Below are 11,820 nucleotides of genomic sequence, written 5' to 3'. Positions count from 1 at the left end.
CGCGCGCCGCGGGAGGTTGCGAGGAGGGCCCCGGCAGCGGCCCGCACACCCCAGCAAACCCCCAGCAGACCCCAGGAGAACACCGCGATGACACCGCAGCACACCGGCGGAGGGCTGCCCGGGTACGCCGAGCACTTCGAGGAGCCCGAGGGCTACCTCGACTTCGCACGGTACGGGCCGCCGTCCCGCCAGGTGCTCGCCGCCACCTCCGACGCGCTGGCCCGTTCCGCCCGGGCGGACCAGCACACCGTGAACGACCTCATGCGGGCCGAGCAGCGCGCCCAGCAGGCCGCCGCGCGGCTGGCCGGCACCGACCCGGCGCACACGGTGCTGCTGCCGAACGCCTCCACGGGGATGTTCCACGCCGCGTTCGGGCTGCCCGGCGGCGCGGTGCTGGTGCCCGCCGGGGACTTCCCGGCGAACCACTACCCGTGGCGGCGGTCGGCCGGGCTCGGCCGGGCCGTGCCGCGCTGGCTGGCCGCCGGCCCGGACGGCCGGGTCACCCCCGACGCGGTGCGCGCGGCCCTGACCGGCGACGTGGTCGCGCTGTCGGTCAGCGCGGTGGACTTCAGGACCGGCCACCGCGCGGACCTCGCGGCGCTGCGCGAGGTGATCGGGCCGGACCGGCTGCTCGTCGTGGACGCCATCCAGGGCTTCGGCGCGGCCGACCTGCCCTGGCAGGCCGCCGACGTCGTCGTCGCGGGCGGGCAGAAGTGGCTGCGGGCCAGCTGGTCGACCGGGTTCGCCACCCTCTCCGACCGCGCCCTCGAGCGGCTCGAACCCACCCTCACCGGCTGGACCGGCGTCCGCGACGCCGGGCTCTTCGACGACGAGGAGCACCCGCCGGCCGACGGCGCCCAGCGCTGGAGCGTCACCAACCTCAGCCCCGTCGCCGCCGCCGGGCTGGAGGCCGCCCTCACCCTGGTCGAGGCCGTCGGCGTACCGGCGATCGAGGCGCACATCCGCACCCGGGCCGGCGAGCTGATCGACGCCGTACGCGGCGCGGGCGGGCTGCTGCTGTCCCCCGACGCGCCCGCCGAACGCGCCGGCATCGTCTCCTTCCGCATGCCCGGCACCCCCGCCGCCGACGTCGCAGCCGCCCTGCACGCGCACGGGGTCACCCCCACCACCCGCACCGACTCGCTCCGGCTGTCCGCCCACGCCTCCACCACGCCCGCGGCGATCTCCCGCGTGCGGGCGGCCCTCGCGTCCCTGTGACGGTGCGGGCCACCCGCCTGCCGAAACGGGGTCAGCCGCGCCCGGCGTACATCCGCGCGATGACGTCCTCGATGTCGGGCTCGCGCAGGGAGAGGTCCACCAGCGGGTGGTGCGCGGCCAGTTCCGCGACCAGGGGCGCCGCCGAGGCGTGCGCGGGGAAGGCGAAGGACTGCCGCGGCCCGTCCACCGCCACCAGCCGCGCCCCCGGCAGCTGAACCGGGGGAAGCTCCCGGGCGAAGTCCGCGACCAGCGTCCGCTCGCTCTCCCCCACCGCGTGCAGCCCGGTGAGGTCGCCGTCGTACATGACCTTCCCGTGGTCGATGACCATGACCCGGCGGCACAGGCTCTCGATGTCGGTGAGGTCGTGCGTGGTGAGCAGGATCGTGGTGCCCCGCTCGGCGTTGAAGTCCCGCAGGAAGTCCCGCACCCGGCTCTTGCTCACCACGTCCAGCCCGATCGTCGGCTCGTCGAGGTAGAGCACCTCCGGGTCGTGCAGCAGCGCCGCCGCGATGTCCCCGCGCATCCGCTGGCCGAGCGAGAGCTGCCGCACCGGCACGTCCAGCAGCGGCCCGAGGTCGAGGAGTTCCACGCAGGCGCCGAGGTTGCGGGCGTAGGAGGCGGCCGGAATCCGGTACATCCGCCGGACCAGCTCGTAGGAGTCGCGCAGCGGCAGGTCCCACCACAAGGTGGTGCGCTGCCCGAAGACCACGCCGATCCGCCGGGCCAGCCGGGTGCGGTCGCGGGCCGGCTCGATGCCGTCCACCCGCACCCGGCCCGCGCTGGGGTTGAGGATGCCAGTGAGCATCTTGATCGTGGTGGACTTGCCCGCGCCGTTCGGCCCGATGTAGCCGACGATCTCGCCGCGCGGCACGCTGAAGCTGATCCCGTCCACGGCCCGCACCTGGTGCCGCTCGCGCCGCAGCCACCCGGCCTTGCGGCGTACGTCGAAGACCTTCTCCACGCCGTCGAGTTCGATGACCGGGTCGGCCGGGGCCGTAGCCGCGGCCGTACCCGTACCCGCGGCCGTATTCGTGGCCGAGTCCGGGTCCTGCCCGGCCGGCCGGTCGATGTCGCTCACCGTCTCAGCTCCCTGTGCTGCGGTAGGTACGAAGACCCCGCCGCCAGGCCGCGGCCGCGAGCACGCAGCAGACCGCGGCGACGGCCGGGGAGGCGAAGTCCAGCCACCCGGGCAGGCCGAGCGGGTCCGGCCGGCCCAGCACGTGCAGCACGGGCAGCCAGTTGACGAAGGCGAGCGGCACCACGAAGGTGACCCCCCGCACCAGGTCGCGGGCGAAGATCCCCGGCGGGTACTGGAGCATCGTGTTGCCGCCGTAGGTCACCGAGTTCTGCACCTCCGAGGCGTCCTGCGCCCAGAACTGGAACGCGCCGCCGACCACGTACACCGCGCTGAAGATGGCCCCGCCCGACACCAGCATCAGCGGCACCATGAGTACGTTCACCGCCGTCCAGTGCACGTCCACCCGCCACAGCGCCCAGCCCAGCACCACCGCGCCCTGCGTGATCCGGCCGATCCGGCGCAGCGCGAAGCGGTCCGCGGCGACCTGCGCCAGCACCGGCACCGGGCGCAGCAGCAGCGTGTCCAGGGTGCCGTCGCGCACCCGGCGGCCCAGCCGGTCCATGGAGCCCATCACCAGGTCGGCGATGCCGAAGGAGGTACTGCACGCCCCGTACAGGAACGCCACCTCCGGCAGCGTGAAGCCGCCCAGCCGGTGGACATGCCCGAACATCAGCACGATCGTGACGAAGTCCAGCAGCGTCGCGGTGAAGTTGCCGAGCGTGGTCAGCACGAAGGACGTGCGGTAGGCCATGGTGGAGCGCACCCACATCCCCACGATCAGGCCGTAGGCGCGCACCGCCTCCCGGGCCCGCACCGCCAGGCGGTACGGGCCGCGGCGCCCGCCGCCGTCATCGCCCCACGGACCGGACCGGTCGTACGCCCCGGTCGGCCGCGGCACCCGCGCACCGCCCGTACGCGTCCCGGCTTCGGCCTCAGCCACCCTGGACCACCACCCTGCGCGTCGCCGCCGACTGGAGCAGCCGCCCCAGGCCCAGCAGCGCCACCGCCCAGCCGGCCTGGCCGCACAGCGCCAGCAGCGCCCCGGCGCCGCTGTGCCGCCCGAGCAGCACGTCCGCCGGCACCTGGAGCATCGACGCCCACGGCAGGGCCCGCGCCAGCTCGCCCAGCGCGCCCGGGAAGACCGTCAGCGGCAGCAGCATCCCCGAGAAGAACAACCCGGTCAGCATCAGCGCCTGGCTCACCCCGGCGCCGTCCAGCAGGAAGAACGCGCTGAGGCCCACCATGAAGCGCAGCGCGAAGCTGACCAGCCCGGCCAGCACCACCGACACCGCGAACAGCAGCCAGGTCGACGGCGCCGACGGCAGCGCCACGTCGAAGACGAGCGCGCCGCACAGCACCGGCAGCACCCCGCGCCCCAGCAGCTGGAAACCCATCCGCCCCAGGTCCGTCGCCAGCCACCAGCCCTGGAGATCGGCCGGCCGGTACAGGTCCACCGCGATGTCCCCCGACCTGATCCGCTCCATCAGCTCGTCCTCGCACCCGCCGCCCATCAGCGCCATCGGCGTCAGCAGCGCCTGCCCCAGCCACACGTACGTCAGCGCCTGCGCCCGGTCGTAGCCGCCCAGGTGCGGGCGCTGGTCCCACAGCGCGAGATAGCTGTAGCTGATGATCAGACCGAAGACGCAGTTGGTGAAGACCCCGGCGGCGGTGGCGACCCGGTAGGTGGCGTAGCGGCGGAAGCCCCGCGTGACCACCGCCCCGTAGAAACCGCCCATCGGCTGTGAACCCCCTCACGTGGCCCGACACACAAACCGCCGACCCTAGCCCCGCACACCCCGCTGCTGCCAACGGTTTTCCTGGGCCGAACGGGTGATCGAGCCACCCCGTAGGGCTCGTCACAGCCCTGTCACGGAAGTGCGATGCCGATCAGCGCCGCACAGATGATGCGACAGTGTGGGAGTCGGAGGACTACGTGGGTGTACGGACGCGTACGTAACGGTTGGTCCATGATGTACCGCCCCAGGCCAACCCTGGCGGCGGCCGAGGAGTCCTTACAGACATGAGTGACGATCCGAACCGGAGTACGGACCGGGGCGCGGACTCGAACGCGAGCCCGGACGCACACCAGGCGGCGGGCCTGCGCCAGGAGGGCTGGGCGCCCCGCCCGGCCGCCTCCGGCCGGCCGCGCCGCACCGGCCTGCGCCGGCTGCTGCCGACCTGGCGGATGGCGCTCGGCGGCACCCTCACCCTGCTGCTGCTCCTGGTCGGCGCGTTCTTCGTCGGCTACGCGCTCGTGTCCATCCCCGACGCCAACGCCGCCGCCACCGCCCAGAGCAACGTCTACCTCTACTCCGACGGCAAGACCGAGATCTCCCGCGACGGCGCGGTCAACCGGCAGAACGTCCAGCTCGACCAGATCGCCAAGACCGCCCGCTACGCCACCCTGGCCGCGGAGGACCGCAAGTTCTACCACGAGTCCGCGGTCAGCCCGAAGTCCATGCTGCGCGCCGCCTGGAACACCGCCACCGGCAAGGGCAAGCAGTCCGGCTCGACGATCACCCAGCAGTACGTCAAGAACTACTACCTCACGCAGAGCCAGACCGCCTCGCGCAAGGTCAAGGAGTTCTTCATCGCGATCAAGCTGGACCAGAACGAGTCGAAGGACCAGATCCTCCAGGGCTACCTCAACACCAGCTACTACGGCCGCAACGCGTACGGCATCGAGGCCGCCGCCCAGGCGTACTTCAGCGAGAACGCCTCCGACCTCACCACCGCCCAGGGCGCCTACCTCGCCACGCTGCTCAACGCGCCCAGCGAGTACGACCTGTCCGCGCACCCCGAGAACGCGCCCGCCGCCAAGGCCCGCTGGAACTACGTCCTGGACGGCATGGTCAAGGAGCACTGGCTCACCCCCGCCCAGCGCGCCGCCACCAAGTTCCCGGCGATCGGCAAGCCCAAGCCCGTCGCGAGCAAGGCCGGCCAGCGCGGCTACATCATCGAGGCGGTCAACCAGTACCTGACCGACAACCACATCGTGGACGCCTCCGCGCTGTCCCGGGGCGGCTACCGCATCGTCACCACCATCCAGAAGCCCAAGGAGGACGCCTTCGTCAAGGCGGCCCAGAAGGACGTCTACGACCAGCTCGGCCACGCCAAGCAGGACAAGTACGTCCGGGCCGGCGGCGTCTCCATCGACCCCGCCACCGGCGACGTCGTCGCGCTCTACGGCGGCATCGACTACACCAAGCAGTACGTCAGCAGCGCCACCAACCGGACCTACCAGCCCGGCTCCACCTTCAAGCCGGTGATCTTCACCTCGGCGCTGCAGAACGACTCCACCACCCAGGACGGGCGGACCATCACCCCCACCACGATCTACAACGGCACCAGCGGCCGCCAGGTCCAGGGCCCGAACGGCCCGGTCGGCTACCACCCGGACAACGAGGACGGCACCGACTACGGCAACATCACCGTCACCCGGGCCATGGACAAGTCCGTCAACTCCGTCTTCGCGCAGATGGCCCAGGACGTCGGCACCAAGAAGGTCATCGCGACCGCCCACGACCTCGGCATCCCCGACGCCGTGGACATCCCGCAGACCCCGGCCATGGCACTGGGCGCCTTCGGCAGCAGCCAGTCCGACCCCAACAGCGCCAGCCCGCTGGACATGGCCCAGGCGTACGCAACCCTCGCCAACCACGGCGTGGAGATCCCCTACTCGATCGTGGCGAAGATCACCAAGGACGGCGACACCCTCGGGCTGCCGGACCGCAAGCCGGTGCAGGCGGTGCCGCGCAGCGCCGCCGACACCACCACCGCGATGCTCCAGAGCGTCGTCGACACCCCCGGCGGCACCGCTGCGGCCGCGCAGGCCTCCGGCTGGCCGTCGGCCGCGAAGACCGGCACCGCGGAGAACGACAAGGCCGCCTGGTTCGCCGGCTACACGCCGAAACTCGCCACCGTGGTCGCCCTGTTCGGCATGAACCCCGCCAACGGCGCCCAGGAGAAGCTCAACGGCTCCATGAACACCGCCCGCATCAACGGCGGCGGCCCGCCCGGCGCGCTCTGGGCCGACTACACCGCGACCGCGCTCAAGGGACAGCAGGTCAGCGACTTCGACCTCGACATGCAGCAGGGCAGCCAGACCGTCGCCCCGCAGAGCGACCAGCCCACCACCCCCGACGACGGCGGCATCACCACCGCGCCGTCCACCGGCGCGACCACACCGCCCAGCCAGCAGCCGACCACCACCCCGCCCACCACCGGCACCACCGTCCCGCCCACCACCCCGCCGACGAGCACGGTCCCGACCGACCCGGTCCAACCGCCCACCGGCGGCGACCCGACCGACACCCTCGCCCCGCAGGGCGGCGACCAGAGCGGCACCGGCCGGACCGGCGGAACCGACAGCCTGACCGGCACCCGCGGCGGATAGGGCGGCCGCCCCCGGCGCGGGTGCCGGTGCTGGTGCTGGCGCTGGTGCTGGCGTGCTACAGGTACAGGCCGGTCGAGTCGTCGCCCTGGAGGCGCTCGGCGGCCACGGCGTGCAGGTCGCGCTCCCGCATCAGCACGTACGCCACCCCCTGCACCTCCACCTCCGCCCGGTCCTCCGGGTCGAACAGCACCCGGTCGCCGACCTCGACGGTCCGCACGTGCTGGCCGATCGCGACGACCTCCGCCCAGGCCAGCCGCTTCCCGACGGCCGCGGTCGCCGGGATCAGGATGCCGCCGCCGCTGCGGCGCTCGCCCTCACCGTTGTCCTGCCGCACCAGCACGCGGTCGTGCAGCATCCGGATGGGCAGCTTGTCGTGTGCACTCTTCGAACTCACGCCGACGAACCTACCGGCGACGGCGCCGCACGATGAGACCGGCCACCGCGACCACGACCGCCGCCCCGGCCACCGCGGCCGGCACGACCCGCTCCATGCGCGGCGCGCCGTCCTCGTCGACGAACTGCGCCCGCGCCCGGCTGACCGCACGGTTCGCGGCGACGTACGCCTGCCCCACCGTGTGGTCGAGCGCGGAGACCGCCTTCGCCCTGGTGTCCCGCATGATCGTCACCGGGTGGACCCGGACCGCGATCTCGTCCAGCGTCACCGCGAGGTCCTGCCGTCTGCGGGCGATATCCGCCTCGATCTGAGCGGCCGTCCTGGCACCTTCCGACACCGCACTGCCTCCATCGCCTGATTAGGTAGCGTTCGGACAGTCTGTCAGTACGACGCGGCCCGCGCCTCGTCGGCACCCCCGTTTGCCCCAGGAGCCTCCATGTCCGACCGTCTCGCCCCCGGCGACACCGCCCCCGCGTTCACCCTGCCGGACGCCGACGGCAAGCAGGTCTCGCTCGCCGACCACCTCGGCCGCCGGGTGGTCGTCTACTTCTACCCCCAAGCCCTGACCCCCGGCTGCACCAAGCAGGCGTGCGACTTCACCGACAACCTCGAGGTGTTCGCCGAGGCCGGCTACGACGTGATCGGGATCTCCCCGGACAAGCCGGAGAAGCTCGCGAAGTTCCGCGACAAGGAGTCCCTCAAGGTCACCCTCCTCGCCGACCCCGACCGCGCCGTCCTCACCTCCTACGGCGCCTACGGCGAGAAGACCATGTACGGCAAGACCGTCACCGGTGTGATCCGCTCCACCCTCGTCATCGACCCCGCCGGCAAGGTCGAGCACGCCTTCTACAACGTCAAGGCCACCGGCCACGTCGCCAAACTCCTCCGCGACCTCAAGATCTGACCCTCCGTCCACGTAACCCCGGCCGCCCCGGCTCGTTGACCCGTACGAAGAAGCGAACACACGAACGAGCGCGGGGGCGTCATGGCGGCGCGATACACACGTGAACTGCTGGCGGCGGCGGCACGCGAGGAGCACATCGACGACGCGGTCCGCCGCTGCGGCGGCCGTCCGACACCGGGCAGCCGGCGCTACCTGCGGCAGAAGATGGCGGAGGCGGGCTTCGACACCAGCCACTTCGCCACGGGGCGCACCCGGCACACCGAAGCCAGGCTGCGCGCCGCGGTGGCCGCCTCGACGAGCGTCAAGGGCGTGGTGCGCCGCCTGGGCATCAGCCCGGTCGGGGGCAACCAGGCGCACATCAGCCGCCGTGTCGCCGCACTGGGCATCGACACCTCGCACTTCGGGCCGCCCACCGGGGGCAACTCCGGCACGCGGCGGGAGAGCCCGCTGCGGCTGCGGGACCCCGGGCGGGGCCGGGTGCCCCGGCAGCGGCTGCGCAGCGGGATGGTGCGGTCCGGTGTGGTCGAGGCATGCGCGATGTGCGGCACGGGCACGGAGTGGAACGGGAAGCCGCTCACCCTCGAGATCGACCACATCAGCGGGGAGTGGTGGGACAACCGCCTGGCGAACCTGCGCTTCCTCTGCCCCAACTGCCATGCGGTCACCGACACCTACCGCGGGCGGCGGCGCCGATGAGGGGACCGCGCCTCGACCGCGAGCTGCTGGCGGGCACCGCGGCGGACTGCACCAGCCTCGCGCAGCTCCAGGACCGCCTCGGTCTGCCGGCCGACCCGGTCTCCCGCGCCAACCTGCTCCGCAGACTGGCGCGCTACGGCATCAGCACCGCCCGTTTCACCGACGTACGCGCCTACGGCCAGGATCTGATCGGGCGTGAGGTGCTCACGGCCGCGGTCTCCGCCTCCACCAGCGTCGCCGGGGTGCTGCGCGCCCTGGGCATCGCGGGCAACACCTCGGGCCGGCGACGCGTGCGGCGCAGCCTGGCGGCGTACGGCCTCGACACCTCGCACTTCACCGGGCAGCGGCACTTCCTCGGCACCGTGTCACCGGCCCGCAAGCCCGCCGAGCGGATACTCGTCCGGCGGGAGGCGGGCGCGGGCCGCACGCGGACGGGGCTGCTCCGGCGCGCGCTGGACGAGATCGGTGTGCCGCGGGTCTGCGCCGCGTGCGGCACCGGAGAGGCATGGCAGGGGCGCCGTCTGGTCCTGGAGATCGACCACATCAGCGGAGACCGGTCGGACGACCGGCGCGAGAACCTGCGCTACCTGTGCCCTTCGTGCCACAGCCAGACCGCCGGTTTCGGCGGCCGGTCCGGCCGTGCGCGGGCTGCGCGGGACGAAGTAAGGTAGCGCGGCGGGCCCGTACCCCAGCTGGCCAGAGGGCGCCGGTTTAGGTCCGGTGTGTCGTGGGTTCGAGTCCCACCGGGCCCACCGCTCGAGCGCGGCATCCGCTGACGGGTGCCGCGCTTTTCCGCCTCTCAGGGGAGGAGGTCGGTGAGGAGGGGGGTCAGGGCGCGGAAGGCCTGGCCGCGGTGGCTGATGGCGTTCTTCTCCTCGGCGGTCAGCTCGGCGCAGGTCCGCTCCTCGCCGTCGGGCTGGAGGATGGGGTCGTAGCCGAAACCGCCGGTGCCCGCGGGGGCGTGGCGGAGGGTGCCGCGCAGCCGGCCCTCGACGACGCGGGTGGTGCCGTCGGGCAGCGCCAGGGCGGCCGCGCAGGCGAAGTGGGCGGCGCGGTGGGGGTGTTCGATGTCGCCGAGCTGGGCGAGCAGCAGGTCGAGGTTGGCGGCGTCGTCGCCGTGCCGGCCGGCCCAGCGGGCGGAGAAGATGCCGGGGGCGCCGCCCAGCACGTCCACGCACAGGCCCGAGTCGTCGGCGATCGCGGGCAGTCCGGTCGCGTCGGCGAGGGCGCGCGCCTTCAGCAGCGCGTTCTCCGCGAAGGTGATCCCGGTCTCCTTGACGTCGGGGATCTCCGGATAGGCGTCGGCGCCCACGAGTTCGTGGTCGAGGCCGGCCGCCGCGAGGATGGCCCGCAGTTCGGTGACTTTGTGGGCGTTGCGGGTGGCGAGGACGAGGCGGGTGGTCATGCCGCGATTATCCCTTGCCGCGGTCATCCCTCGGCGCGGTCATCCCTTGGCGCAGACCACCGTCAGCCGGCCGGCTGCCGAGGCGACGGGGCGCAGGTCGGGGTCGTGGCCGCCGGCGGCGGTGGTGCGGGCGTGGCGGACCGAGGTGGACAGGTCGGAGGCGGCGTGGCCGACGTCGGAGCCGTGGCCGCTGCCGAGCCGGTTGAGGTCCTTCTGCACCTTGTCGAGCGCGGAGACGGTGTCCTTGCGGCGGCCGGCGTCGGAGACCTGGCCGACGTTGGTGGCGGTGCTCTGGAGGTCCTGGATGTCGCCGGCGATGGCGGCGGCGGTCTTGGCGCAGTCCAGTGCGCGGGCGGCGGCGCCCTGGCAGGCGGTGGTGAGGAAAGCCGTGAGCAGCAGGACGGCGGCCGGGAGGGCTGCGGCGGGGACCGGTAAGCGGGCGGCCGGTGTGGAGCGTGCGGCGCCTGGGGCGGTGCGGGCGGTGGCGCGGACGGCGGTGCGGACGGCGGTGCGGCGGCGGACGTTCATGCGGTGGCCCCTCCCCTGTCGCGGGTGTACGGCCGTGTGCCGCACGTCGGTTGACACGCGGCACACGGTACACGGGGCCGCCCGCGCGGGGGCGGGCGATCAACTGCGGTCAGCCCTCGGCGAGAGCCGCCTGCTGGATCTTCGTCAGCTCGGCGCAGCCGCCGGTGGCCAGTGCGAGCAGCGCGTCGAGTTCAGCCCGGTCGAAGGGGGCGCCCTCGGCGGTGCCCTGGACCTCGACGAAGCGGCCGTCGCCGGTGCAGACGACGTTCATGTCGGTCTCGGCCTTGACGTCCTCCTCGTAGGGGAGGTCGAGGACGGGGACGCCGTCGACGATGCCGACGCTGACCGCGGCGACGCTGCCGGTGATCGGCTTGGCCTTGAGGCGGACCAGGTGGTTGGCCTGCATCCAGCTGACGGCGTCGACGAGGGCGACGTAGGCGCCGGTGATCGCGGCGGTGCGGGTGCCGCCGTCGGCTTGGAGGACGTCGCAGTCGAGGACGACGGTGTTCTCGCCGAGCGCCTTGTAGTCGATGACGGCGCGCAGCGAGCGGCCGATCAGGCGGGAGATCTCGTGGGTGCGGCCGCCGATCTTGCCGCGGACGGACTCGCGGTCGCCGCGGGTGTTGGTGGCGCGCGGCAGCATGCTGTACTCGGCGGTGACCCAGCCTTCGCCGCTGCCCTTGCGCCAGCGGGGTACTCCCTGGGTGGCGCTGGCGGTGCAGAGGACTCGGGTGTCGCCGAAGGAGACCAGGACGGACCCTTCGGCGTGTTTGCTCCAGCCCCGCTCGATGGTGACGGGGCGGAGCTGGTCGGGGGTGCGGCCGTCGAATCGTGACATGTGTGGAGCCTATCCGGGTGAACGGCCACCCGGAGTCACGGTCTGCCGCCGTCCCCTGGGAGCGCGGGGCCGGGGGCGCCGGGCGGGGCGGCCCGGGCGGCCCAGGCGGCCGGTGCGGCTACATCATCTGGTCGATCTCGTCGGCGATCGGGTCGGCGTCGGTGCCGATGACGACCTGGATCGCGGTGCCCATTTTGACCACCCCGTGGGCGCCGGCGGCCTTGAGGGCGTCCTCGTCGACCCGGCCAGGGTCGACGACCTCGGTGCGCAGCCGGGTGACGCAGCCCTCGACCTCTTCGATGTTGTCGATCCCGCCGAGCCCGGCGACGATCTTCTCTGCCTTGGTGGCCATCCGCGTCTCCT

The 11,820-nt window shown here is 73.1% G+C and carries 14 protein-coding genes and 1 tRNA gene; 6 read left to right on the top strand and 9 right to left on the bottom strand.

Annotated elements, in window-relative coordinates:
• Window positions 1-87 precede the first annotated feature (87 nt).
• The gene (locus WA788_RS15885; RefSeq protein ID WP_335977793.1) at window positions 88-1,218 is read left to right on the top strand and encodes an aminotransferase class V-fold PLP-dependent enzyme; all 1,131 of its coding nucleotides are present in this window, start codon (window positions 88-90) and stop codon (window positions 1,216-1,218) included.
• Window positions 1,219-1,249: 31 nt separating this feature from the next.
• Here the strand turns inward: WA788_RS15885 and WA788_RS15880 are convergent, their stop codons facing one another.
• The 3 genes from WA788_RS15880 to WA788_RS15870 form a co-directional block, all read right to left on the bottom strand.
• Window positions 1,250-2,194 (bottom strand): ABC transporter ATP-binding protein, encoded by a 945-nt coding sequence (locus WA788_RS15880; protein WP_335978076.1) that lies wholly within the window; start codon window positions 2,192-2,194, stop codon window positions 1,250-1,252.
• 106 nt (window positions 2,195-2,300) lie between these two features.
• Window positions 2,301-3,236 (bottom strand): ABC transporter permease, encoded by a 936-nt coding sequence (locus WA788_RS15875; RefSeq protein ID WP_443034043.1) that lies wholly within the window; start codon window positions 3,234-3,236, stop codon window positions 2,301-2,303.
• Window positions 3,229-4,032 carry an ABC transporter permease gene (locus WA788_RS15870; protein ID WP_335977792.1) on the bottom strand — a complete coding sequence of 268 codons (804 nt, stop codon included), beginning with the start codon at window positions 4,030-4,032 and terminating at the stop codon, window positions 3,229-3,231. Before WA788_RS15870 ends, WA788_RS15875 begins: the two co-directional genes overlap by 8 nt.
• A 284-nt stretch (window positions 4,033-4,316) precedes the next feature.
• On the opposite strand from WA788_RS15870, the gene WA788_RS15865 reads away from it, so the two are divergent.
• Window positions 4,317-6,692 (top strand): transglycosylase domain-containing protein, encoded by a 2,376-nt coding sequence (locus WA788_RS15865; RefSeq protein WP_335977791.1) that lies wholly within the window; start codon window positions 4,317-4,319, stop codon window positions 6,690-6,692.
• 55 nt (window positions 6,693-6,747) lie between these two features.
• Here the strand turns inward: WA788_RS15865 and WA788_RS15860 are convergent, their stop codons facing one another.
• Complete coding sequence (locus WA788_RS15860) at window positions 6,748-7,047, bottom strand: GroES family chaperonin (RefSeq protein ID WP_202238557.1); 300 nt, start codon at window positions 7,045-7,047, stop codon at window positions 6,748-6,750.
• 49 nt (window positions 7,048-7,096) lie between these two features.
• Window positions 7,097-7,423: a DUF3618 domain-containing protein gene (locus WA788_RS15855; protein WP_335977789.1), complete on the bottom strand. Its 327-nt coding sequence runs from the start codon at window positions 7,421-7,423 to the stop codon at window positions 7,097-7,099.
• Window positions 7,424-7,522: 99 nt separating this feature from the next.
• On the opposite strand from WA788_RS15855, the gene bcp reads away from it, so the two are divergent.
• The 4 genes from bcp (at window position 7,523) to WA788_RS15835 (ending at window position 9,438) form a co-directional block, all read left to right on the top strand.
• Complete coding sequence (bcp, locus tag WA788_RS15850) at window positions 7,523-7,990, top strand: thioredoxin-dependent thiol peroxidase (RefSeq protein ID WP_335977787.1); 468 nt, start codon at window positions 7,523-7,525, stop codon at window positions 7,988-7,990.
• 81 nt (window positions 7,991-8,071) lie between these two features.
• Window positions 8,072-8,686, top strand: a complete 615-nt coding sequence (locus WA788_RS15845) for an HNH endonuclease signature motif containing protein (protein ID WP_335977785.1) — start codon at window positions 8,072-8,074, stop codon at window positions 8,684-8,686.
• On the top strand, window positions 8,683-9,357 hold the full coding sequence (locus WA788_RS15840; RefSeq protein WP_335977784.1) for an HNH endonuclease signature motif containing protein: 675 nt from the start codon (window positions 8,683-8,685) through the stop codon (window positions 9,355-9,357). Before WA788_RS15845 ends, WA788_RS15840 begins: the two co-directional genes overlap by 4 nt.
• A gap of 6 nt (window positions 9,358-9,363) precedes the next feature.
• Window positions 9,364-9,438 (top strand) — tRNA-Leu (locus WA788_RS15835).
• Window positions 9,439-9,485: 47 nt separating this feature from the next.
• Here WA788_RS15835 and rdgB read toward each other — a convergent pair.
• The 4 genes from rdgB to WA788_RS15815 form a co-directional block, all read right to left on the bottom strand.
• The gene (rdgB, locus tag WA788_RS15830) at window positions 9,486-10,091 is read right to left on the bottom strand and encodes an RdgB/HAM1 family non-canonical purine NTP pyrophosphatase (protein ID WP_335977783.1); all 606 of its coding nucleotides are present in this window, start codon (window positions 10,089-10,091) and stop codon (window positions 9,486-9,488) included.
• Between the two features lie 39 nt (window positions 10,092-10,130).
• Window positions 10,131-10,619 carry a hypothetical protein gene (locus tag WA788_RS15825; protein WP_335977782.1) on the bottom strand — a complete coding sequence of 163 codons (489 nt, stop codon included), beginning with the start codon at window positions 10,617-10,619 and terminating at the stop codon, window positions 10,131-10,133.
• Window positions 10,620-10,728: 109 nt separating this feature from the next.
• Window positions 10,729-11,457, bottom strand: coding sequence for a ribonuclease PH (gene rph, locus WA788_RS15820; RefSeq protein ID WP_335977781.1), 729 nt, complete (start codon window positions 11,455-11,457; stop codon window positions 10,729-10,731).
• Between the two features lie 118 nt (window positions 11,458-11,575).
• A complete protein-coding gene (locus tag WA788_RS15815) occupies window positions 11,576-11,809 on the bottom strand; it encodes a PTS glucose/sucrose transporter subunit IIB (protein WP_335977779.1) in 234 nt (77 codons plus the stop codon).
• Window positions 11,810-11,820: the final 11 nt, after the last annotated feature.

This window comes from Streptomyces sp. CA2R106 (genome assembly GCF_037034245.1).
GTDB lineage: Bacteria > Actinomycetota > Actinomycetes > Streptomycetales > Streptomycetaceae > Actinacidiphila.
This window is presented reverse-complemented; position numbering and strand designations above follow the sequence as displayed.